The 24642-nt window shown below is 51.8% G+C and carries 14 protein-coding genes, 2 tRNA genes, 2 rRNA genes and 1 pseudogene; 7 read left to right on the top strand and 12 right to left on the bottom strand.

All coding sequences use genetic code 11. From position 1 onward, the window contains the following. The first annotated feature begins 346 nt into the window (after nt 1-346). The 3 genes from K3T82_RS11830 (at nt 347) to K3T82_RS11820 (ending at nt 2007) form a co-directional block, all read left to right on the top strand. Nucleotides 347-1621, top strand: a complete 1275-nt coding sequence (locus tag K3T82_RS11830) for a hypothetical protein (RefSeq protein WP_220193656.1) — start codon at nt 347-349, stop codon at nt 1619-1621. Nucleotides 1622-1770: 149 nt separating this feature from the next. Then, nucleotides 1771-1852 (top strand) — tRNA-Leu (locus K3T82_RS11825). A gap of 81 nt (nt 1853-1933) precedes the next feature. Further along, nucleotides 1934-2007: transfer RNA gene (locus tag K3T82_RS11820), tRNA-Val, on the top strand. A 710-nt stretch (nt 2008-2717) separates the two neighbouring features. Here K3T82_RS11820 and K3T82_RS47665 read toward each other — a convergent pair. The 7 genes and pseudogenes from K3T82_RS47665 to K3T82_RS11785 form a co-directional block, all read right to left on the bottom strand. Next, entirely contained in the window at nt 2718-3887 is a 1170-nt protein-coding gene (locus tag K3T82_RS47665; protein ID WP_236031285.1) for an FAD-binding oxidoreductase, read from the bottom strand. Nucleotides 3888-3974: 87 nt separating this feature from the next. Beyond that, nucleotides 3975-5329: pseudogene (locus tag K3T82_RS47660) on the bottom strand (FAD-binding oxidoreductase); the annotation flags it as partial. A 430-nt stretch (nt 5330-5759) separates the two neighbouring features. Next, nucleotides 5760-8738, bottom strand: a 23S ribosomal RNA gene (locus K3T82_RS11805). Between the two features lie 356 nt (nt 8739-9094). After that, nucleotides 9095-10569, bottom strand: a 16S ribosomal RNA gene (locus K3T82_RS11800). The 16S and 23S rRNA genes sit together here, the layout of an rRNA operon. Nucleotides 10570-11415: 846 nt before the next feature. Then, on the bottom strand, nt 11416-11871 hold the full coding sequence (locus tag K3T82_RS11795; RefSeq protein ID WP_220193653.1) for a MaoC/PaaZ C-terminal domain-containing protein: 456 nt from the start codon (nt 11869-11871) through the stop codon (nt 11416-11418). 24 nt (nt 11872-11895) lie between these two features. Further along, nucleotides 11896-12357 (bottom strand): MaoC family dehydratase N-terminal domain-containing protein, encoded by a 462-nt coding sequence (locus K3T82_RS11790; RefSeq protein WP_220193652.1) that lies wholly within the window; start codon nt 12355-12357, stop codon nt 11896-11898. Between the two features lie 156 nt (nt 12358-12513). After that, the gene (locus tag K3T82_RS11785; protein ID WP_220193651.1) at nt 12514-13989 is read right to left on the bottom strand and encodes a serine hydrolase; all 1476 of its coding nucleotides are present in this window, start codon (nt 13987-13989) and stop codon (nt 12514-12516) included. A 448-nt stretch (nt 13990-14437) separates the two neighbouring features. Between K3T82_RS11785 and K3T82_RS11780 the strand changes: the two genes are divergently transcribed. From K3T82_RS11780 to K3T82_RS11765, 4 genes are all read left to right on the top strand, one after another. Beyond that, the gene (locus tag K3T82_RS11780; RefSeq protein WP_220193650.1) at nt 14438-14653 is read left to right on the top strand and encodes a hypothetical protein; all 216 of its coding nucleotides are present in this window, start codon (nt 14438-14440) and stop codon (nt 14651-14653) included. A 293-nt stretch (nt 14654-14946) separates the two neighbouring features. Next, nucleotides 14947-16299: an acetyl-CoA carboxylase biotin carboxylase subunit gene (accC, locus tag K3T82_RS11775; RefSeq protein ID WP_220193649.1), complete on the top strand. Its 1353-nt coding sequence runs from the start codon at nt 14947-14949 to the stop codon at nt 16297-16299. Nucleotides 16300-16500: 201 nt separating this feature from the next. Then, nucleotides 16501-17739 carry a beta-ketoacyl-ACP synthase II gene (fabF, locus tag K3T82_RS11770; protein ID WP_220193648.1) on the top strand — a complete coding sequence of 413 codons (1239 nt, stop codon included), beginning with the start codon at nt 16501-16503 and terminating at the stop codon, nt 17737-17739. Between the two features lie 5 nt (nt 17740-17744). Next, nucleotides 17745-18209 (top strand): acetyl-CoA carboxylase biotin carboxyl carrier protein, encoded by a 465-nt coding sequence (locus tag K3T82_RS11765; protein ID WP_220193647.1) that lies wholly within the window; start codon nt 17745-17747, stop codon nt 18207-18209. Nucleotides 18210-18273: 64 nt separating this feature from the next. On the opposite strand, the gene ilvA is transcribed toward K3T82_RS11765, so the two are convergent. The 5 genes from ilvA to pdxS all read right to left on the bottom strand — a co-directional run bounded on the left by ilvA (nt 18274) and on the right by pdxS (nt 24505). Continuing rightward, complete coding sequence (gene ilvA / locus K3T82_RS11760) at nt 18274-19581, bottom strand: threonine ammonia-lyase (RefSeq protein ID WP_220193646.1); 1308 nt, start codon at nt 19579-19581, stop codon at nt 18274-18276. A 488-nt stretch (nt 19582-20069) separates the two neighbouring features. Beyond that, nucleotides 20070-21884, bottom strand: coding sequence for a R3H domain-containing nucleic acid-binding protein (locus K3T82_RS11755; protein WP_220193645.1), 1815 nt, complete (start codon nt 21882-21884; stop codon nt 20070-20072). A gap of 19 nt (nt 21885-21903) precedes the next feature. Beyond that, nucleotides 21904-22932 carry a hypothetical protein gene (locus K3T82_RS11750; RefSeq protein ID WP_220193644.1) on the bottom strand — a complete coding sequence of 343 codons (1029 nt, stop codon included), beginning with the start codon at nt 22930-22932 and terminating at the stop codon, nt 21904-21906. Nucleotides 22933-22972: 40 nt separating this feature from the next. After that, nucleotides 22973-23584: a pyridoxal 5'-phosphate synthase glutaminase subunit PdxT gene (gene pdxT, locus K3T82_RS11745; RefSeq protein WP_220193643.1), complete on the bottom strand. Its 612-nt coding sequence runs from the start codon at nt 23582-23584 to the stop codon at nt 22973-22975. 33 nt (nt 23585-23617) lie between these two features. After that, a complete protein-coding gene (gene pdxS, locus K3T82_RS11740) occupies nt 23618-24505 on the bottom strand; it encodes a pyridoxal 5'-phosphate synthase lyase subunit PdxS (protein WP_220193642.1) in 888 nt (295 codons plus the stop codon). Nucleotides 24506-24642 lie beyond the last annotated feature (137 nt).

Raw genomic sequence — 24642 nt, 5'->3', positions numbered from 1 at the left:
CCACTTGCCTCTATATTGATTGATGGCGAACCCCCCATCTTAGCTAACATCTTCTTCCTGAGATCGAAAGCGGCCATCTGATAGGTAGCGAACCTGGATGCCAGGATTGGCCGATAAAATGCGCGACCTCAGTATAGCATACCCTACTGGGACATACTACCTATATAATGACATTCTTCTCATGCCAACAAATTAGCTCGTGGTACAATTGATTGAGTATCTATTTATAGGCTACCAAGTATACGCCCCAAACCATCTTTTAGACAGTTCAATGCGTAAAACGAGCAAGTATCAACGAATTGTCCGGCAAAATGTAGTAGTTACGAATGCAGGTTGGTATTGATTTATGGCAATAAGTAGAAATGCATCTCAAAGTCTACCAGAAGCCCTCGCGCGGCGGAAGCGTTCGTATTTTGTGTTGCTCTGTAGCGTACTGGTTATTGCTATGGGGGGAGCCGCGACATTGCTCTGGCAGATTCAACAAAGCGAGGCGACCCATGCGGCGTATGGTAACGTTGTGGGACCTCCTTCATTGCCAGGCTCATACATAGATTCTGTCTTAGCAAGTGCTGGCAGCCCTATGGTTGGCAATGGCGCTCTTATCGAGCAGCAATCGCGACTGACAAACATTGATGACGCTTTTGCGCTCGGCGTCTTTTCTGCCGAGACGAGCTACGGAGCTGCGGGTGTCGGCATCAATTGTCGTAATCCAGGGAGTGTTTCGGGAGGGCGCTGCGGGAATAGCAGCTTTAAATATTATGCCTCGTATAGTGAGGCCATTGTGGACTGGTTCAACCTCATTCGTAATAATTATGTGGCAAACGGGATGACTACCGTTTATGCTATCAGTGGCACCTATGTTGGAACTTCAGGTGCTCCTGTTTGGGCATCTAAAGTGATTAATTCGATGCAGCGTTACCAGAGCCAGACTGCTCCACCACCACCTCCTGTGACTCCAACTCCTACCCGTGAGAGCCGTCACTACGATTCAGATGCTACTGGTTTGTTGCCGAGTCAGGGCTTCTCACAAGACACGCAACATATTATGCCTGGGAGCGAAAATCGGTCGGAGAAAGAGCAGCAATCACAAAGTGAGAGCTTACCAGTGACCCTTCGCAATGGCTTAGTGTTTGGTGGTCTTGCGATTGCCTTTGTTGTTGCCTGTCTGGGCGTGGTTCTACGTCGGCGTAAACTCACCATTACTACGCAAGAGCTTGCGGAAGAGCAGGACAGCATGGGGAGCCTACATATTCCATCACCGTATGTACCTGCCTTTGCCGGGGCGGCTGAGGCACCAGAACCTGCTATGGCATCGTTGTCCTTTAATTCTATGTCACTTGCGCCTTCAACCGAAGATCTCGGTCGAGAGGCGGAGCAGTTTGTGGCCTCGCATGGACAAAATATGCCGATAGCACCGCTCTTTAGCCTGAACTCTAAAGGTGTTGTGCGTGAGCCAACTACCGAGTCTCTCTCGCCACTTGCGACCTTCTCGAAGGGGGGAGGACTGCTCTCGCGCTATCGTAATGCTGAGGCTTTGAATGAGCAACAGAATGGAGCGAAGCAGGTTGAGTCCGATCCTCGGCTTGTTTCTCTAGGGGATGGGCGTAGTCAGGGCTTTTAGCATGCTAAAAGCCCTGCAATAGAGCCGAGAGGTGCGTATAGAAGGTGTGCGCGAAGGAACTTCGGAGGAAATTCGAAAAAGCCACTATAAAACTGTTGACAAATCTGGTGCTTCGGTGTATTATGGCACACGTAATCCGTTAGCAATCAGCCCTCGTGGCGGAATGGTATACGCAGCAGGTTGAGGGCCTGTGCTCGAAAGGGCGTGGTGGTTCGAGTCCACTCGAGGGCATTTGTAGGGCATCCGAAATATGATATATAAGGATGCCTTGTTTTTCGCCAACAAGCGGAATAGAAAAATCTTAAGGATTACGGGCGATTAGCTCAGCTGGTTAGAGCGGCTGCTTTACACGCAGTAGGTCTGGGGTTCGAATCCCTAATCGCCCACTCTCTACACTCCTAAACTGGCTCTAGAAGCCAGTTTTTTTATGTTCCCGACCAAGCTAATCATGATGTTAAGACTCCAAAGAATGCGATGTGAGAACCACTGATTCGTTAGAACTACTGCCTAGTTTTCCTCCACCGAGAGTAGTTCTAGAAGGCAATTAGAGCTACTCTTAATATCATTCATCAACAATTATAAGAGCAATTTGACCATTTTTTGCCTGCAGATCTATATCAATACTTTATAGATCTTCGTGTGACATTATTGTTATCTCTTTGTGGCTTGGCAAATTTCTATCTAAAATATATGAGTTTTGCAAGCTCGTCAATTAGTATTTTGCGATAAGAAAACGTAAGGGTAGGACCCTTTGTAATAAGTTCTTACCCTTGAGCTTTGTGCGACTCGGTCTTTGGCTTTTCATGCACAGAATACTTCTGCTTAAGCTATTTTTCTCCCTGACTTTTTGAGTTGTTGCTCTTAAACTTGGTATCTGTCAGGTTATTAGTAAGAATTGCTAGGGCTTCGATATGCACAGCAGTTCTGGTACCTATAAAATGGCCCACCCTAAGGGAGTATTTGTGGGGTTACTGGTTCACATGCAATAGATCTAGAGGACGAAGCCCTAGATCTATTGCATGTCAGTTGGCTGCTTATTCACGAATGGACATGGGGGCGTGATTCTTCTTGACGTACTCCGTGAGAAGCATGGTGGCTATGAAAGTTCTGAGAGAAAGTCTGTACGGGATCGCAGAAGCCCTTGTGGATCCCAACGCTGTTTGAGTGCCCGCATTACCTGTATACCATCCGGCTGATAACCCCAGTATGAGAGTGTGCCTTCTAGACTGGATGGAAGGGTTGTGATGATGGCATAGCCCCCTTCTTGTAGGGCGAGTTGGCGCATCTGTTCTACCCATTGCTTAATATTGCTACTATGCTCGTCTTGGTTCGTGGTGTAGATATGTCCGCTATTGAAGTCCGCAAGAAAAGCTTTGCTGTCCAGGTTGGCGTGTTGCTTGTTGATGTAGTCTGATAGATTCCCAGGAGGGACACCAATACGTACCTGCGCTCCTTCGCGCTGTAATAATGCCTCCCAGGCATTCGTTGCGCTCCAGTGCTCTGTGATATGCGGTGTTGGTGCGCCCTGTTGACGTAACGCTTCCTGAATCTGGCTCAGCTCCGCATCCACATCTTGTTCTAGACCTTCAGCGCTGTAAGCCAGAGTATAGGGGCTCTTTTGAGTGCCAGGTCCCAGTGCCTCATTGTAGAGTACGAGACCCGAGGCAACTAGCGTATATCTCAGCGCGATATTCGCCAGGTTCAAGCCGCTATCCAGGCTATGTATTGGGTAGAGGAGCGTTTTCCGGCAACGCGGAGGAACCGAGATTTTGAGTGTGACGTCAGTCATCAAACCCAGCGTGCCGTTTGAGCCTACGAAGAGCTTCGTAATATCGTATCCAGCGACATTTTTTACAATAGGGCGACCAGTACGAATGATACGTCCATCTGGCAATACGACTGTTGCGGATAGCAAAATGTCACGTATTGATCCGTGGCGCATGCGTAGTGGGGCATTGATATTGGCCGCGATCAGTCCACCAATTGTCGCCTGGGGCCAGGGCGATGCTAGCGGAAGATATCTATTATCCTTCGTCAGGAATTCCTGAATATCTTTTAAAGGGGTTCCCGCGCCCACAGTTATATACATGTCTTCTGGAGCGTATTCCTTGATGCCTGTAAGCTTGTGGGTCTGAATCTCAATACCTGATTTTTGCTGGTTTGTTGTGCCTATATAAGCCTGCTGGCGGGTCTCTGCAAGAGCCAGAATACCATTAGCAGCCTCCTCGGCATTTTCAGGCGCAAATGGGCTTTCAGGAGCTTGCATCGTGGGGCGAATATTGTGATAGCCAAATGAGAACCCTTTAAATGGCACCTGGCTTCCAGATTCGGGGCTGGGAAAGATCTTGCCAGGATTGAGAATCATATCAGGATCGAATACCTGCTTGATGTCCCACATTGCCATTAACTCGTTGGTATTATGCATAAGTCCCATAAACTCACGCTTTTCAATACCGATGCCATGTTCGCCGCTGAGACTGCCATTTTTGGTGACACAAAATTGAACCATATCGTAGCTCGCCATGTGGACGCGATGAAGTAGTTCGGGGTTATCTGGTTCAGGGATGAGGACCATTGGATGGAGATTACCATCTCCTGCGTGAAGGAGATAGCCTGCCTTAAGGTTGTAGTGTGTGACAATCTGTTTAACTTCGCTTAGTGTTTCGGCTAGATAGCTACGAGGAACGGTGATGTCAACAGTGCTGTAGGATGGGCTTATGCGAGCAACTGCTCCAGCCGCACTCTTGCGTGCTAGCCAGATGCGGGAGCGTTCCTCTTCATTATGAGCCACACGGATATCTGTGCCGCCGTTTGCTAAGAGTATCTGCTCGATTTCACGAATTTGTGTACCCAGGCTCTCTGGGTAGCCATCGACTTCAATGATAAGGATGGCCCCAGCATTCAGGGGCAGACCAGCATGCGCGAATGGTTCAATGATTTGAGTAATTTGTTGGTCCATCATCTCCATTGTTGCTGGAACCAATCCAGCGGCGATGATAGCGGATACTGCGATTCCTGCTTGCTCGACGGAATCGAAGATCGCTAGCATTGTTTTCACGCCAGGGGGATTGCGCTGCAAACGGACCGCGATTTCGGTAAGTAGACCCAGGGTGCCTTCGCTACCTGTGAGCAGACCACAAAGGTCGTATTCGGGATAATCATAAGCTTGCCCCCCTACCTGGATCGTGTTTCCGTCGGCCAGGACAACTTTTAAGCCTGAGACATAATTCGTCGTTACACCGTATTTGAAGCAATGAGGACCACCCGAATTTTCCGCGACATTGCCGCCCATTGTTGAGGCGCGTTGGCTGGAAGGGTCGGGGGGAAAATATAGTCCATGGGCTTTTACTTTCTCATCCAGGCGTAAATTGATGAGGGCAGGCTCAACGAGAGCCGTGCGTCCATGAGTGTCCAGGTTCAATATGTGATTCATATGTACAAACTCAACAATGATTCCGCCCGATCTGCGACTGCCCCACCAGATAAGCCCGTTCCGGCTCCGCGTGCTACCAGAGGGGCGTGGTGTTCCGCTGCCCAACGTACTACTCGCGCGACCTCCTCCGCGTTACGTGGTAAGACTACCCCATCAGGTCTTCCTTTATCGATTCCTGCATCTGCCTCATATGCTATGAGAGTTGTTCTATCGACAAATACCTGCCCCTGGGGAAGGATGTGCTTAAGGGTGTTTTTAGCGGTATCTTTCAGCATTGAATAACCTTCTTCCTTGCGCAGGTGGTTGACCCTTCCTCCGGGTTATCAATTATTCATTGCTCTTTGTACGCAGGTATATGTGGGTCATCTATGCGCATGATTGCTTGTCTCTAACTGGCAGTATAACATGTGGGTGGAGATTGATGGTAAGATATTCAAAGAGGAAATTTGAGGAGTTCTCATAATTGATTCGAGGCGTCTAGACGAGGCGAGAGGTGTTTACAATGTATTTTCACACACAAAAAAGAGTTCACGATGTCGCGCTGCGACCTCGGAACCCTCTTGTCTCCTCGAACCAACTCAATCATGTTTCCCTCAATTTTGCTGAGCCACGCTCCTGCCTGCCTCCCACACGTGCGCCTCTCCCTTCACAGCAGTCCATGAGAACCGCTCCCACACAGGATCATACACACATACACACGTTGGTGGCAACAAGCCGTACGATCATTAGTACTGCTCCGCTTCGCCTGTTACCAGTCGTCCACGCGCAGCCTATCTACCAGGTCTTCTTCCTGGGATCTTGACCTACTCCGAAGAATAGGTGGGACAAGTCGTCTTGGGGTCGGCTTCGCGCTTAGATGCTTTCAGCGCTTCTCCTTTCTTGACGTAGCTACCCAGCTCTGGGGGAGGCCCCCCAACTGGCACACCAGCGGTCAAGCCATCTCGGTCCTCTCGTACTGAAGATGACTCCCCTCACTTCTCCTACGCCCACGACGGATAGAGACCGAACTGTCTCGCGACGTTCTGAACCCAGCTCGCGTGCCGCTTTCATGGGCGAACAGCCCAACCCTTGGGACCTACTCCAGCCCCAGGATGCGACGAGCCGACATCGAGGTGCCAAACCTTGCCGTCGATGTGAACTCTTGGGCAAGATAAGCCTGTTATCCCCGGGGTAGCTTTTATCCGTTGAGCCACACTCCTTCCACTCGGGAATGTGGGATCACTAAGCCCGACTTTCGTCCCTGCTCGGCGCGTCTGCCTCGCAGTCAAGCTCCCTTGTGCCTTTACACTCTTGAGAGGGTGATGTCCATCCACCCTGAGGGAACCTTTGGGCGCCTCCGTTACTCTTTGGGAGGCGACCGCCCCAGTCAAACTACCCATCTGGCCCTGTTCACGCTCCGGCTCACGGATGCGTGTGAGACACAAACCATGGTGAGAGTGGTATTTCACTGCTGCCTCCTCCGCCCCCACAAGGGCGAAATCCTCGGCTCCCACCTATCCTACGCACACCATACTTCGTTTCCAGGCCAAACTGTAGTAAAGCTCCACGGGGTCTTTTTGTCCTGTCGTGGGTAACCCGTATCTTCACGGGTACTTCAATTTCGCCGAGTCCTCTGTCGAGACAGTGCCCAAGTCGTTTCTCCTTTCGTGCGGGTCGGAACTTACCCGACAAGGAATTTCGCTACCTTAGGACCGTTATAGTTACGGCCGCCGTTCACCGGGGCTTAGATTCGTGGCTACGCTCACCACTCCTCGTAACCTTCCGGCACTGGGCAGGAGTCAGCCCCTATACTTCCGCTCTCGCGTTCGCAGAGACCTGTGTTTTTGGTAAACAGTCGCTTGGGCCTCGTTTTTGCAGCCTTCTCACCACCTCTTGTCTTACCAAGAGACAGCTACTCAGGCCCCCCTTCTTCCGAAGGTACGGGGTCAATTTGCCGAGTTCCTTAACAGAGGGTCGCTCGATCACCTGGGGAGAGTTCCCCCTGCCTACCTGTGTCGGTTTGCGGTACGGGCGCACAGTCTTCTGGCGAGAGGCTTTTCTTGGCGGCCTGGGCTCCGATGACTTCCGCACCCTCGCGGGCGCTCGGCCCAGCAGTCACGCTTTCGCAACCGGGATTTGCCTCGGTCACGCGCTTCTGGCTGGGCACCGGTCCTGTCCATTCGACCGGCTCACCTTCCCTACCGCGTCCCCCCATTGCTCCATCACGAAGCTGTGCGGTGCAGGAATCTCTGACCTGCTTTCCATCGCCTACGGCTTAACGCCCTCGGCTTAGGTCCCGACTCACCCTGGGACGATTGACGTTGCCCAGGAACCCTCAGGCATTCGGTGTATCTGGTTCTCGCAGATATTGCGCTACTCATTCCGGCATTCTCACTTCCTGCCGCTCCACCAGTCCTTGCGATCTGGCTTCTCTGCCACAGGAACGCTCCCCTACCATCTCTAGCTCAGCTAGAGATCCATGGCTTCGGGACGATGCTTGAGCCTCGGTACGTTGTCGGTGCCATTGCACTCGACCAGTGAGCTATTACGCACTCTTTAAATGATGGCTGCTTCTAAGCCAACATCCTGGCTGTTTGGGCGCATTGACCCCCTTTGACACTGAGCATCGATTTTGAGCCCTTAGCCGATGGTCTGGGCTGTTTCCCTTTTGACGACGAAGCTTAGCCCCCGCCGTCTCACTCACCCGCATCCTGTCCTGGCATTCGGAGTTTGGTTAGGGTTGGTAACCCGCACAGGGCCCCTAGCCTACTCAGTGCTCTACCTCCAGGATAGTTCTCTCGGGTGGCTGTACCTCAATACATTTCGGGGAGAACCAGCTATCTCCGTGTTCGATTAGCATTTCACCCCTATCCACAAGTCATCCCCCAGTTTTGCAACACTGGTGGGTTCGAGCCTCGACGGACTGTTACATCCGCTTCACTCTGCTCATGGATAGCTCACACGGTTTCGGGTCGCATCGCCGCTACGCGCACGCCTTATTCAGACTCGGTTGCCCTCTGGCTCCCCAGCTTTAGCGCTGGTTAACCCGCAACGTGCGATGCACTCGCCGGATCATTCTACAAAAGGCACGCCATCAGCCCTTACTTCCTCATGGAAGAGTGGCCTCTGACTGCTGGTGAGTACGTGGTTTCAGGGTCTCTTTCATCCCCCTCTCGGGGTCCTTTTCACCTTTCCCTCACGGTACTTGTTCGCTATCGGTCGCTGAAGCTCTTTAGCCTTGGAGGGTGGTCCCCCCAGCTTCCCACAAGATTGCACGTGTCTCGTGGTACTCAGGATCCTTCCCACCGTACTGCCCCCGACCTCTACGGGACTCTCACCCCTCTGGTGGCACGTTCCAATGCCTTCAAGTAAGGTCAGTATGGTGTTGATGGAAGTCCTACAACCCCGCCACGTCCGAGGACGTGATGGTTTGGGCTAGGTCCCGGTTCGCTCGCCACTACTACGGGAATCTCGGTTGATTTCTCTTGCGCAGGCTACTGAGATGTTTCAGTTCGCCCACGATCCTCCACACCGTCTATGTGTTCAACGGTGGGTCTCCAGACATAACTCTGGAGGGGTTGCCCCATTGGGAATCTCAGGGATCATAGCTTGGATGCAGCTCCCCCTGAACGTTTCGCCGGTCTCCGCGTCCTTCATCGGACTTCAGCGCCAAGGCATCCACCTCGTACTCTCTGTCGCTTGTTCTGCCTTGCCGTTTTCTTCGCCGAATGTGAAGAATTGTTGTTGGTGTGTATCTACCCTTTGTTGTTGGGATTCGGTCTTCATGTTCACTGTCAGCGATCAGCGCTCGTGCGGGATACTCCCCGTCGTGTGAAAACACACTCTAGAGAACTGCAGGCACAGCGTGCTCGCTCAGCAAAATTGAAGGAAACATGTTCGGTTGTTCAAGGTGCTCGGGTGAGACTCGCATATCCCTCACGAAGAGGGACGACGAAGCGCTCAACCGCTCAAGAGTGGAAGCAGCTTTCAACATCAGCACCACAGGTTCCTGTTCGACCTGGAAGTTGAGGTGACCTCATGGGTCCCTCGTGACTCCCTAGAAAGGAGGTGATCCAGCCGCACCTTCCGGTACAGCTACCTTGTTACGACTTCACCCCAATCACCGACCCCACCCTCGACGCCTGCCTCCCAAAGGGTTAGCCTGGCGGCTTCAGGTGTTGCCGACTTTCGTGGTGTGACGGGCGGTGTGTACAAGACCCGGGAACGTATTCACCGTAGTGTGCTGACCTACGGTTACTAGCAACTCCTCCTTCATGCAGGCGAGTTTCAGCCTGCAATCTGAACTGAGACCGGCTTTCTGAGCTTGGCTCCCCTCGCGGGTTCGCTTCCCTTTGTCTCCGGCCATTGTAGCGTGTGTGTCGCCCAGGTCGTAAGGGCCGTGCTGACTTGACGTCATCCCCGCCTTCCTCCCTTTCGGGCAGTCCCACCTGAAACCTATAACAGGCAGTAGGGGTTGCGCTCGTTGCGGGACTTAACCCAACATCTCACGACACGAGCTGACGACAGCCATGCAGCACCTGTGTGAACGCTCCGAAGAGCACAGTGCATTACCACTGCTTCGTCCACATGTCAAGACCTGGTAAGGTTCTTCGCGTTGCATCGAATTAAACCACACGCTCCGCTGCTTGTGCGGGTCCCCGTCAATTCCTTTGAGTTTTAATCTTGCGACCGTACTCCCCAGGCGGACCACTTATTGTGTTTACTTCGACACGGAGGGGGTCGATACCCCCCACATCTAGTGGTCATCGTTTACGGCCAGGACTACCGGGGTATCTAATCCCGTTCGCTCCCCTGGCTTTCGCACCTGAGCGTCAGGTACTTCCCAGGACACTGCCTTCGCCTTTGGTGTTCCTCCGGATCTCTACGCATTTCACCACTCCACCCGGAATTCCGTGTCCCTCTGAAGTCCTCAAGTCCTACAGTTTCCGTTCGCCTCTCCCGGTTGAGCCAGGAGCTGTCAGAACAGACTTACAGGACCGCCTGCGTGCCCTTTACGCCCAGTAACTCCGGACAACGCTCGCCCCCTACGTATTACCGCGGCTGCTGGCACGTAGTTAGCCGGGGCTTCTTCCTGAGGTACCGTCCGTTCTCGTCCCTCAGAAAAGCAGTTTACACTCCGAAAAGCGTCTTCCTGCACGCGGCGTTGCTCGTTCAGGGTTGCCCCCATTGACGAAAATTCCTCACTGCTGCCCCCCGTAGGAGTCTGGGCCGTTCTCAATCCCAGTGTGGCTGACCATCCTCTCAGACCAGCTACTGATCGTCGCCTTGGTGAGCTTTTACCTCACCAACCAGCTAATCAGGCGCAGGCCCATCCTCAGGCGTCCCGAAGGACTTTCCTTCTTGCGAAGGCTATGCGGTATTGTCGGCGATTTCTCGCCGGTATTCCTCACCTGGGGGTAGGTACCCACGTGTTCCTCACCCGTCCGCCACTCCCTTGTTACCAAGGGCGTTCGACTTGCATGTGTTAGGCACGCCGCCAGCGTTTATCCTGAGCCAGGATCAAACTCGCCATTCAAGTTGTGAATGTATCTCGACTCACCTCATGCGGAGATGAGCGAAGGTGTAAATGAGTTTGCGTCCAGGCTGAAAGAAGTGCTTGGCTTCTTTGTTTGCTTGTTCGCAGAATTGACAGGATTGTGTACCTTCCTCTCATGGCTCCCTTGCGAGAGCGCTGGAAGAAGGGCCAATGTCCATCTGCATTCCACTCTTGAGTTGTTCAGGTACGTCTGAGTCCTCGACGCAGCATGGGCGTCGTCCCCGCCGACCTCGGTGGGCCAGCGTTTTTTTCTCTGTATCGGGCAGAACCAACAAGAGTAGCGTTTCCGCTGTTTTCGTTCGTTCGCCGTCGACTCCGGTAGTATCGCATATCGCTTGGGGTTTGTCAACCCCTTTTTCGTGACTTTTTCGAAGCTCATTCAGATTCGTTGTTGTACCCCCTACCTTGCGGGCTGCCGGAAAATGGCAACACAAAGCTGACGACCTCATCAGTCGTACAGCGCGGGAGGGGAGATGATCTGAACGATCCCGTGTCGAGCCACCTTAGCGTGGCGCAATCCTTGGTGACAGGCTCAACTATTCTGTAAGGTGTTTGCCTGTCGCCGGAGCGAAGGTAAGTATGCCATACCTCAGAGAGCGTTGTCAAGGGGGAGTACTGAATGTTATAGAGGTCTTTCATGGCGATTTGATGGGCGTCCAGACTCATCGTATCTCTATAGAGGTAGTCATGTTTTCTGGGGGCGGAATGTGTGTATGCATTGAATATAGCGCCATCATTAATTCACTAATGATGGCGCTATATTCAATAGATAAGCTAATTGCAAGTGTCTGAAACTACAATTAATTTTGTAACAGAGGTGAAAACTTAACCTTCATTTCTTCTGGGGAGAGCTGCCACAAAGGTGCCGCTAACCTTTACATCACCATTCTGGTCTGCCGCTTGCACCTTTCCCGAAATGCGTGCCTCGCCATCAACCTCATTTTTAGCTGTAATGGTTCCGCTACAGGTAATGATGTCCCCCAGATGAGTCATACCTTTGAAGCGTACATTAAACTTGCGTAGAGCGGTTGGCCCCACATAATCACTCAGCAATTGACCCACGAAACCCATGATAAGCATGCCATGGGCTATAATTCCACCTGTGCCAATGGCTTCTCCTACTGCTGGATCTGTATGAAGAGGGTTAAAATCACCCGAGGCTCCAGCATAGCGTACCAAGCGCTGCTGTGTCATTGGCTCCTTTGTAAGTTCAGGTATCTGATCTCCAACCTGAACATCTTCAAAATAAAGCCTGCCTGTTGTCCTGGCGTTCGTTGACATGCTTACTTCTCCTTTTCCTCGCATTTAGCTTGCCTGGATACGGACGACAACCATCGTTCTCGCGATCAATACTTGCTGCTGCTCCTGGTTTGTGTAGCGTGTCTCTACAGTAACGATGTCCATCGAAGAGCCATCCTTGCCCTGGCGCGATTTTCCACTGGCAATCGTTGAGATTCCGGTCAATATATCACCAGGATAGATAGGGGCCAGATACTCATATTCTTCTTCTCCATGAAGAATGCGCTCGATTTCTAATCCAGTTGATCTCAACTGCTCATTCAGATGCGTATTGCCCCAGAAGTTAAATAATGTTGGGGCAGTAGGAGGGAGAGGTATATCGCGGTAGCCTGCAGCCTGTGCGGCCTCACGACTGATATAAATAGGATTATCGTCGCCAATGGCGAGCGCGAGTTCGCGAAGTTTACAGCGTTCAACCTCGATGCTGAAAGGAGGAAAGCTCTGGCCGACTTTGCTAGTATCAAACATGAGTTCTCTGTGCTCCTCTACGAAATGTACATGCTTATCTTGAAAATAGCATGTAGCCAGGTTGACCAGGACTCCCTGGCCTGTCGTGAAAACAGTATGGAACTTTATCCCAGGCTTGTCAAGCGGCCTCTTTGATCACAATATATGCTGCGGTCCTTACTCGCCCCGAACAAAAGTCGCGAAATTGGTAACACGCATCTCTTCCACCTTCCCTTCCTGATCTAGCACAAAGCTAATCAGATCGTCACCTACAAGCGGTTTGCGCCAGTGGGCCTTAAAGGTATCATAGTGCCAGTGTTCCAGATCGGCGTATTTTGAGCCAAAGCGAAAAGTGAGTTTATCACCTTCCTTACTGATAAAGGCCCGACCATAGAAAGTGTCGTCATATTCGCCTACATATCTTTCAAGTGAAAGTGAGGGATGCGTATTGGCAACACGATGGTTCGCACGCTGCTTTTGCCTCTGTGCTATCCATTCCTTGACCTGTTGTTCCTGCTGTTGCCTCATTCGTAGAAAATCTTCGCTCCAATCGTGTTCTGGCTGCTCCAGGAAACTATCAAAGATTTTCTGCTTGAGAGCAATCAAGGGCCAGCGAGATTGGAAGCCATTAGCTAATACAACAACACCTAGTTGCTGCTCTGGCAACATTGCCACCAGCGCATCCATGCCAGGCATTGTCCCTCCGTGGTCAATGACTTTATGTCCACGATAATCTGTCAGGAACCAGCCCAGACCATAGCAAGCAAAGAGTGCTTCAGGATGATCTAGTTTTACCAGCGATGATCGTTGGATCATATGCGGTGTATGTAGCTCGTTTATAACATCGGTGCTGAGTATCTGCTTTTGCTTGAAGGTGCCTTTCCCTAGTTGAAGCCGTAACCATTGCGCCAGATCAAGCACGTTTGAGGTAATGCCACCTCCTGGGCTGACATTATCGGGGATGCTATAAATGTATGGTTCTAAGATACCATTGTTTTCGAGGTGCGGGAAAGCGACGTTGCGTGCATGAAGAGCTGAGGTACGGCTTGTACCACTCGCACTCATTCCTAATGGCTTGAAGAAGCGCTCTTTGATAAAAGAATCCCAGAGGCGACCTGTAACCGAGGCTATAACCTGGCCTGCTATGGTATACATAAAAGTAAAAGCACCTTGCTCAGTGCGAAAGCCATGGGTAGGTTCAAGATAACGCAGGCGATAAATAACCTCGTTTCTATCGAAGTCGCCACCTTCGCGCATCAAATCCCCACCATCTAGTCCACTGCGAGCACAAAGTAGATCTCGAAGCGTCAATTGCTGTGTCACGTAGGCATCATAGAGTTGAAAATCTGGCAAATATTTGATAACAGGATCATCCCATGCAATCTTACCTTCATCGACTAGTAAGCCTATAGCAGCGGCTGTAAAGCTCTTAGTAACCGAGGAGATACCAAAGATTGTATGCTCACTTATTGGTTTGTGCTCGCCTATTTTACGAATGCCATAGCCTTTAGCAAAGATGGTCTCATCATCTTTCACAATAGCCAGTGCCAGCCCGGGGATGTTCCAATCTCGCAGCAGTTTCCCAACATAGTCATTGAGTTCCGAAAGCAAATCTTGCTGTACAGACGTTGAAAGCGATGTTTGTGCCTGCATGTTGTCTTCTCCTCTTGCATTAGCTTTGGCTCTGCATGCTAGTAATCATCGAAGCCTTCAAATGTGCTACAAAGTGTTCGCGCAGATCGCTCTAGTTTATCTAGCGCACAGCATACGATGGAATTCTACTCCCTTGCCTGTAACATTGTCTAACTTCCTTCCTCTATATAGGATACCCATTCCTCCGCATACGAATCTCCGAGTGGTAAGTTGTATCTCTCCAATAGAGGCCACAATGAGGTTCTATCCCAATCTTGCGCAAAAGAGGCAAAGAATGTATCATCTATATATTCGAGTTGAATCTTCTTTTTCTGCGATTGTTCGTAAGCGCACACCGAAATCGTAGTTTGTAAAGGATATTGTTTAGTGTCATCTATGGGGCTTGATACACTTGACTCGATCTTAAAGAGAGTGGATATGACGCAACGTTTTTAGGATGTGATCTATTATGGTGCTTACCGCTCTAATCATTGCCATCATCGCGCTGTTACTGGCCGTGATACTGATTATGTGTGTGCTGGGTCGCAGGGACGACGGCGGGTTCGCGCTTGTGCAATTTCTCCTCTTTGGGATCGTTCTCATCAGCTATGTGGTCATCCCGTTCTACGATGTTGGTAGCTGGATTGTCAGCAAAGCGAAGGCAGCCTGGTCGCGCCGGTCGTAAGCCCCAGGGCTCACACCCCTATTCTCTTGAGAGCCTTGTCACGAGGGTGACACCACACGGCGTTGCCCTTCAGCTTGAAAAAATGTAGCGTGCCCCATTAATGCATCATCCATTTTTCTCATGGACCCATCTGGCTAAGCTGTATTCTCTCTAACAGAAGCTACAACAGGGCTCTATCTTCCCTGGTGTGATATAATTTGCTCAATCACCCCTCACCAAGGGCTTTATCGGGAGAGGAGTATGGTGAAGCCTGTGTTCTATATTAGAACCTGTATTGCTTCATCTGTAATTATATGTTTCGTAAAATTTTGATTGCTAACCGTGGTGAGATTGCGCTACGTGTTATTCGCGCCTGTCGAGAGATGGGTATTCGTAGTGTCATTGTTCATTCAGAGGCTGACCGCGATTCATTACCAGTACAAAGTGCCGATGAGAGTATCTGTATCGGTCCCGGTCCCAGTGGGAAGAGTTATCTCAATATTCCCAATATCATTAGTGCTGCCTTTATTTCTAACGCAGAGGCTATTCATCCTGGCTACGGTTTTCTTTCGGAAAACACCAGTTTTGCCGAAATCTGTAAGGATGTGAATATTACTTTTATCGGCCCTTCAGCTAGCGTTATGTCCGTCATGGGTGATAAGGTATCCGCGCGTGAAGCGATGATAAAAGCTGGATTACCGACGCTTCCTGGCACCCCTGTCTTGCGTACGCTTTCTGAGGCGCAAGATGCCGCACGTGAGATTGGTTTTCCCTTGATGCTGAAAGCCGTGGCTGGCGGCGGTGGACGTGGAATTCGCCTGATCAAGAGTCCAGACGAATTTGATCGTATCTTTACGATTGCCCAGAATGAGGTTCGCGAGGCATTTCGTGATGACGGCATCTATCTCGAACGCTATGTCGAGAAGGCACGCCACATCGAGATTCAAGTCCTGGTTGATAACTATGGTCATGGCATTCATTTAGGGGAGCGCAACTGCTCCTGCCAGCGTCGTAACCAGAAGGTCCTCGAAGAATCGCCGAGCCCAATTCTTCCACGCGAGCTGTGTGAAGAGATCGGACAGAAAGGCATTCGTGCTGTACAGGAGATTGGTTATCGCAATGCTGGTACACTTGAATTCCTGGTAGATGAGCAGAATCGCTACTATTTCATGGAGATGAATACCCGTCTTCAGGTAGAGCATCCCGTGACGGAGCTAGTGACCAGTGTCGATCTGGTGAAAGAACAGATTCGGATTGCGTCTGGACTTCCTTTGCAACTCAAGCAGGAGGATATCAAGTTCCGAGGACATGCCATCGAATGTCGTATTACCGCTGAAGATGCTGATGCTGACTTCCGACCACAAACTGGAACTGTAGAACGTTATCAGGTTCCCGGTGGTCCTGGTGTGCGTGTTGATAGCCATCTTTATGCCGGTTATGAGGTTCCTCCTCATTACGACTCGCTGCTTTCAAAGTTAGTAGTCTGGGGTGAGACGCGTAATGAGGCCATTGCGCGTATGCAGCGAGCGCTTGATGAGTATGTCATTGAGGGCCTGGCAACAACGATTCCCTTCCACAAACGTTTGCTCAGCCATGAGGGTTTCATTAAAGGAGACACTTATACTCGCTTCTTACAAGAGGAAGCTGAGGCTTTGGGGATTGGTTGATTTGAGTGTGGGGGTACAAGACTAGTCGTGGCACGGTTTCCGATGGTCGTTAAATGTATGAAATAAACCACACTTTATTAGGATAAATAGTACTTCTTACGTGAACCAGGGGTTCGCTGCCCTCGTCATTTGGGAATGTCTAACATGGGAGTGTTGGCGTACCTGGGTTTGCGGAAGTTCGTAACTACAGGAGGTGACTTCGTGTCTCGCGTAGTTGTAACCGGAATGGGACTGGTTACCTCGTTGGGTAACGACCTGGCTTCCTCGTGGGAGGCGCTCTGTCAGGGCAAATCTGGTGTTGGTGAGATTACTTCTTATGATACCAGTCGCCACCGAGTTCATTTCGCTGCTCAGATTAAGGATTTTGATCCTACCTTGTATATGGATCGCAAGGAAGCCAGGCGTAATGATCCTTACGAGCAGCTAGCCATTGCCACGACTAGTCAAGCGTTGGCACATGCTGGCCTGACCATTACCGAAGATATCGCCGATGAGGTTGGCGTGTATATTGGTAGTGGGATTGGTGGCCTAGTTACATTGCACGATCAATTTAAGGTCCTGTATGAGAATGGGCCGGACCGCATCAGCCCTTTCTTTATCAATATGATGATCGTGGATGGAGCGCCGGGCATTGTCTCTATTTTAACTGGCGCGCGTGGTCCGAACTGGGCTGCGGTCTCCGCCTGTGCCACCAGTGGGAATACGATTGGTGAAGCCTGGGAGACTATTCGTCGTGGTGATGCAAAGGTCATGATTGCTGGTGGTTCTGAGAAGGCGGTTACGCCTATCTCGATGGCGGCCTTTGATAATATGAAGGCGCTCTCGCGTCGCAATGATGATCCCCAGGGGGCTAGCCGTCCTTTCGATGCCACCCGTGATGGTTTTGTCATGGGTGAGGCTTCTGGCATACTGATCCTTGAGGATCTGGAGTTTGCTAAAGCGCGTGGTGCGACCATTCTGGCCGAATTAGTTGGCTATGGTTGCACAGGTGATGCACATCATGTGACCTCGCCTTCCCCTGGTGGTGAGGGCCTGGTACGTGCGATGCGTCGCGCGTTGCAGAAGGCTGGTCTTCGCCCTGATGAGGTCGACTACATCAATGCACATGGCACCTCGACTCCTCCAAATGATGGAACGGAGACACAGGCTATTAAGACCACATTTGGCGAGCATGCTTATAAGGTAGCAGTGAGCTCAACCAAGTCAATGACCGGTCACACTCTTGGTGCGGCTGGTGCGGTAGAGTCAGTGATCTCAATTCAAAGTATCCTGACAGGTATTATCCCGCCCACAATTAACCTGCACAATCCTGATCCAGAGTGCGATCTCGATTATGTGCCTAATGAGGCGCGTCACACCACCGTGAATGTTGCGATGTCGAACTCGCTCGGTTTCGGTGGTCACAATACCTGCCTGATATTCAAACGATATGAAGAGTAGTACACATGAAGACTGAGAAGAATATGTTGTGGTTGGAGCGAGTTGAGGCGCTTATCCAGGTATTGGAGGGGAGTTCCATTGGTGAACTAGAGCTATCCGAAGGGGGCCTGGATATCGCTATTCGTCGTGATCCTGGCATGGTGCTGGTTTCCACACCAGCTGTGACAGGTGTTGCGGCGGCTGTGGCTGGAGTTCCCTCCGCCTCTCCGCGCGCAGCCAAGGCTGATACGACGCTTGCGGTCAACGCTCCACTTACGGGCGTTTATTATTCTGCTGCCTCACCCTCTACTCCTCCTTTTGTCAACGTTGGCGATGTCATTCATGCCGGACAGGTTGTGGCGCTCGTCGAGTCGATGAAGGTCTTTAATGAAGTAGTTGCTGAGATTTCAGGTCGTGTTACGGCCATTGTGGCGACCAGTGGCGAGGTGGTGCAGAAAGGCGCTGCTATGCTGCGCGTCGAGCCTCTGTGATATCGAGCTATAAATAGGAAAGCTGATAGTGAGACCTACAAATCTCACTATCAGCTTTTTATTATTACATTCGACCGTGCATCCGATCTTCGTCAAAGGTCTGAGCTTCTTCCACCATGTAGCCTGCTGCACGGATGCGGCGTAAGACCTCTTCACATTGGGCCCGATTTCGTGTCTCCAGTGTGATTGTCTCTTCACGTTGCATAATAGGCAAGCGTTCAGTGATGCGCTGATAGCGCACATCGATGACATTGACGCGCATGTCGGCAATGATATTGAGTAGCCGCATAAGTTCGCCTGGCCTGTCATCAAGGATGGTATGAATGACAAAGTAGCGGCCTGACATCGCCAGCCCATGTTCGATGAAGCGACCTACCAAATTGATGTCAATATTGCCACCAGTGAGGGGAACTAGCACCTTCTGGTCATGAAATTTGATCACGCCACTGAGGAGCGCCGCCAGTCCGATAGCTCCAGCGCCTTCCACAACCATCTTGCTACGTTCCATCAGGAGTAGCACAGCCTGAATGATATCTTCATCGCTGACCAGTACCACATCGTCGACTAGTTGCTTGATAATAGAGAAGGTCAGTTCACCAGGACGTTTGGTCGCGATGCCATCGGCGATGGTATTGATTGAAGTGAGGGTGGTTGGACTGCCATTGTCGAGTGAGGCTCGGCAGCTGGGAGCGCCTGCCGCCTGTACCCCAATAATCTTGATATCGGGTTTGAGTGCCCGAGCAGCGACTGCGATGCCTGCTATCAGACCACCGCCGCCAATGGGGACGATGATAGCGTCGGCATCTGGCAGATCGTTGAGCATATCCAGACCCAGCGTTCCCTGGCCTGCGATGACATCTGGATCGTCAAAGGCGTGAATAAATGTTGCGCCGCTGGCCCGTTGCAGCTCAAGGCAATGCTGGTAGGCGTCATCGTAAGTGGCTCCAAATAATTCGACGGTTGCCCCATACTCTTGCGTCGCCACGACCTTCGCCAGGGGAGCATTCTCGGGCATTACAATTGTGCAGGGGGTATGATTCTGAGCGGCAGCGATAGCTACACCCTGGGCATGGTTACCGGCTGACGCCGCAATTACACCAGCTTTGAGTTGTTGAGGCGATAGGCGCGAGATTTTGTATGCGGCTCCCCGCGCCTTAAATGAGCCCCCGCGCTGCATGTGCTCCGCTTTTAAGTAGATATTGGCTCCAGTCATGCGCTGAAACGTCCGAGAGGGGGTCAGGGGCGTGTGGTGCATGATAGGTTTTAGGAACTTATATGCTTGCCAGATATCCGCGATGGTGACAGGTAGTGTTGCCTCAACCAGGGCCGGCATACGGGTTGTGTCCGTGGTCGAGTCATGGTCTATGAGCATAAGATGAACAACTCCTTTCAGCCCTTGCAGGTCCACGCCACGAACTTTGTGGTTTCGCGTATGCGCTGGTTGCCTATGCCTCATTGCACAAGTGACTTGCAGAGCATTATAACATGCCATGTCTGGGTAGACAAAAGGTTTTGACTTTCATGGCAGTGCTGACGCTATACCCGCGCCTCCATCCTCAGTGATGGTCAGTCTCAAGGTTTGTTCTCAAGCCTCGGTTTCTTCCATTCAATGTTAGCTTTTAGAATTATCTTATCATGTCAACCAACCCCGCTATATCAGTACAAAAAATAGGAACCAGTTCACCACGCTGGTTCCCATCATATTAGGCATTTGCCTGCTTTTGTTGTTGGGCCTACTTCTTGTTTAGCCAGTTGGGCGCGATCTCTTTCCTGCCTGGAAAAAGGATCTGGTGTAAGAAGTACCTCCTGTCAAAATCCCGCACAAGATCATATGTCGGAAGGTCATTGCCACCGACTTTCTCAGGTCCGCGAACGGAAAATCTTCACCCGGCGGTTGGGCTCTTTGCCTCGACTGCGGGAGAGCAGATTATAGCGAGTTGCCATCTGATGCTGAAGGCGGCGTACTTGGGCGTTTGCCGGGGGCAACTCTGCCGTCGTCAACCCCTTATTGAGCACCTGATGGATCGCGTCCTCTGTTTCCAATAGCGCCTGCTTAGTTGGATCGTCGAAGTGGATATCGCCAGAGGCTGTTTGTTCTTCTTCTTCTTCCCCTGCTGTCTCAGCCGCAGGAATATCGAAGATGTGAGCCAGCGCGTGTTGCATTTGACCGATAGTATTGTTCTTCAGGATGATAAGGAGCTTGCCATCCTGAGCGGCCAATTGCAGGCGCTCGGCCTGGTGGCGATAGTAGTTCTTGAGCGTAATGACAGCATCCGCCTCTTTCTGGTTGTTTGTGATTACAACCGGAACACGCAGATGTCGTGCCGCATCGCTCAAACGATCACGGTTGACGCCAAATGGATACACGCGCAACGTCTTGTTGAGCGGAAAGGCATCGGCTCTGTCCTCCTCCTCGGAGTCGCTCTCCACAATCGGGACGGGCGCAGCTGCTACCTCAGCAGGCGATGTGCCCGTTGGAGCTAATGCGCGCATTGGCATAGGTGGCGGCTCATTGGAGTTTCGTCGTGTGCGCTCCATCTGCCGCACATTCTTGCTATTGCTGCGCTCTGGGCGCTCTGGACGCTGCTCAAACATATTGGCAGTAAAGCCCTGACTGCGATTCACCAGACCGCCGATACCTCCCATTGAAGGGGTATCTGTGCCGGTGCGAGTGATACGGCGTAGCGAGACGTGCCCAGTTTCCTCATCGCGGGTGCGCTCTTCGGCGACAACAAACTGACCACGCAGCATATTATCAACCGTTTCAGCGACATCACGATGTACTGTCACCTCTTCCCAGCTTTGCTGCTCAACCACGACGTCAAAAGTTGGCGGAGCCTTACGCTCTAGAATACTCTTCTGCGTATGGCGGCGGCGGGCCTCCTCATCGCCTAGTGTGACGGTTTGAATCCCGCCTACCAGGTCTGACAGTGTGGGGTTCATGAGCAGATTACCGAGTGTGTTGCCGTGCGCGGTCGCGACTAACTGCACGCCACGTTCAGCGATAGTGCGGGCAGCGGCTGCTTCCAGTTCCGTGCCGATTTCGTCGATAACGATGACCTGAGGCATATGGTTCTCAACGGCCTCGATCATGACCGCGTGTTGCTCTGCTGTGCGCGCGACCTGCATGCGGCGTGCGCGTCCGATGCCCGGATGTGGAATATCGCCATCGCCAGCGATCTCGTTTGAGGTATCAACCACCACTACGCGCTTGTTTGCCTCATCCGCCAGGACGCGTGCGATCTCGCGTAGTAGTGTCGTTTTACCTACACCCGGACGGCCTAGAATCAGGATAGATTGTCCCTGTTCCACGATGTCGCGGATCAAAGCAATGCTACCCAGTACGGCGCGTCCAATACGGCACGTTAGGCCTACGACCTTTCCTTTGCGGTTACGCAATGCGCTAATGCGGTGGAGTGTGCGCTCAATCCCTGCGCGGTTATCATCGCCAAATTCGCCAATGCGTTCAACCACATATTCGAGGTCAGCATAGGTCACGGGCTGATCGCTTAGGATGACTTCACCTTCTGGGAAGCGTCCCTCGGCTAATCGCCCGAGGTCCATTACGATCTCCAGCAGTTCGCTTCGGTTCTCTAGCCGATTGACCGCGTCGTGGATGCTAGGTGGAAGGGTTGCTAGCAGAGCCTCTAGATCGTCAGTGACCACATGTTGCATAGGCAGTTTAATCACCTCATTAATTGTGGCGCGAATTGACCGTCCCCAGGCCCTTCAAGCCATAGACCGCTCTTTGTTCTAGTAGGGGGACTGTGCTTTGCCTCGTAGCCAGTGACGCTACGTGTCGCACGAGCAGCAGTTTGGTGCCTAACTGCTCAAATCCACTGTCTCTAAGAGCGGTAATAACGCATGAGTCGTACTCGCGCACCAGGCAGTAAATGCGCCGTACGTCTGTTTCCAGTAGCCTTCTGATGCCGAATCGTAGCAGCGGTTCGGCCAGTTCAGCATGTTCTGGATGGACATTAAGAAAAAGGCGATGTGGAGTTGTACTGTGCCCACGGCAAATGCGTAACCAGGCACCTAAACGCACGCCAACGTCGCAGACATAGTTCTCATTGTTAGAGAGAAACCAGCGCTGAGAGCCAACGTGCAACCGGGCATATTCCTCACTGCTCTCAAGCAATTCAGCCATACGCACCCGTTGTGGTGTCGTCGCCCGATACAGTTGATGTAGTCCCCACGCATAATGGCGGTGCCATTTACGGAGGGAACTCAACTGCTGTCCTTGCTCTGGTAAAGTTGAGCCAGGTTCATAGACATAGGTGAGCTCGCGTGCGTAGCGCTGGAAGCCGCTGCGCACGAACATGTCTACTTCCGGTACCTCATCTTCGACCTTCGCAAAGATACGCAATATTCCATGCGCACCCGCCATCTCTAGCGCGTAGTCTAGCAACGCACTAAGCACATCCTCGCTAGAGATCTTTCGATGGCGCATGGAGGCCAGATAGGAGAGGTCCCACGCTTTACGCGATGGGCGTTCGTTCATCTGGGCAAAACCGAGTACTTGCCAGTGATCCTCACAGATCCAGGTTCGCGAGATGGGGGTGAGCGGCAGGATATTTCGCAGGATAGGTGAGGGTAGCGAATCTCTCTCTACAGGCTCCAGCCAGCACACAAAGTTCGCTAGACCTTCTTTCCGACTGCGTGTGCGTCGGTTCATGGCATAGATGATTCCCGGTAAATCCACAAACAGGACCGGTCGTATCATCCACTTCTCCTGCGCCCCACTAAGGGCATCAACGATGCCCCTAGCCTTTGACGCTCTCTACTATGCGGAGAAAGTATTGGTGAAAACGTGTATCGCCGGATACTTCGGGATGAAATGCAGTACCTAGCCTGGTCCCTTCTCGGACAGCAACGATGGTTCCATCGTCGAGCGTTGCCAGCACTTCTACTTCTGGCCCGACCGTTTCAACTAGTGGGCCGCGAATGAAGAATGTGTGGAATGGCGCTTCGCCAAGCTCTGGCACTACTAAATCTGTCTCAAAACTTTCCCGCTGACTGCCAAATGCGTTGCGACGAACTCGGATATCTAGCGTTGCCAGGAGTGGTTGGCCCGCTAGCGCGTTGTCCGTCTCTTTCGCTAGTAGTATGAGGCCCGCGCAGGTCCCCCAGACCGGAATACCTTCCTGAATCTTCCGTCGTAATGGTTCCAGGAGGCGATACTCGATCATGAGTTTGCCTATCGTGGTACTTTCACCACCTGGTATAATTATACCATTTATTTCTTCCAGTTGCTCAGGAAGTCGAATGGCTACTCCATCTACCCCTAGCGAGGCCAGCATTTTCAGGTGTGCTTCAAAATCACCTTGTAATGCTAATACGCCGATACATGGTGATAGGTTGCGTTCCTCTGTCATGGGTCGTTGTTCCATTATCCTATACGTTGCAGCCTACCAGCCACGGCGTGCCATCAGGTCTTCCTGTGAGAGCGTATCCAGGTTGATACCTACCATCGGCTCGCCCAGATTGCGTGAGACCTCGGCGATAATGCCTGCGTCCTGGTAGTGGGTGGTCGCGCGTACAATGGCTTTCGCGCGTTTGAAGGGATCACCTGATTTGAAGATGCCTGAACCAACGAAGACGCCTTCCGCTCCCAGGCGCATCATCAAGGCCGCGTCTGCGGGCGTCGCGACACCACCAGCCGAGAAGTTGACGACGGGTAGTTTGCCCGTGCTCGCGACCTCCCTGACCAGGTCATAGGGGGCGCCAAGAAGCTTGGCCTCGTTCATCAGTTCTTCTTCTGGCAGGTTGCGCAGACGGCGAATACCATCCATAATAGTGCGCATATGTCGTACCGCTTCGACGACATTTCCCGTTCCGGCCTCGCCCTTGGTGCGTAGCATGGCCGCGCCTTCACCTACACGTCGCAGGGCTTCACCCAGATCACGCGCTCCACATACAAAGGGAACATTGAAGAGATGCTTATTGATGTGGTAACTCTCATCAGCCGGTGTCAATACTTCCGATTCGTCGAGACAGTCTACGCCGATTGCTTGTAAAATCTCAGCTTCGACAAAATGTCCGATGCGGCATTTCGCCATGACCGGAATGGTAACGGCTTCTTTGATTTGGATAATCAGTTCAGGGTCGCTCATGCGCGCGACTCCGCCATGCGCGCGAATATCGGCTGGCACACGTTCCAGGGCCATAACCGCTGACGCGCCAGCTTCCTCTGCGATTTTTGCCTGCTCCGCATTTACAACGTCACAGATGACACCGCCTTTTAGCATTTCAGGGAAACTGCGTTTTACCTGAATGGTACCGGTTTGCTTTTCCATAGCGTAAATAGCTCCTACCATATATGTGAGAGAGTACAGGGATAATCTATATTTCCTCTCTCGATTCTAACATAGCCCGCTGGCTCTCTGCTACAGCCAATCACGGCTCACTGTACCAGCCATCTTGAATCGATATT

The sequence above is a fragment of the Ktedonospora formicarum genome (genome assembly GCF_016587355.1).
Taxonomy (GTDB): Bacteria; Chloroflexota; Ktedonobacteria; order Ktedonobacterales; family Ktedonobacteraceae; genus Ktedonobacter; species Ktedonobacter formicarum.
The sequence above is the reverse complement of the archived record's forward strand: the minus strand, read 5'-3'. Positions and strand labels throughout refer to the sequence as shown.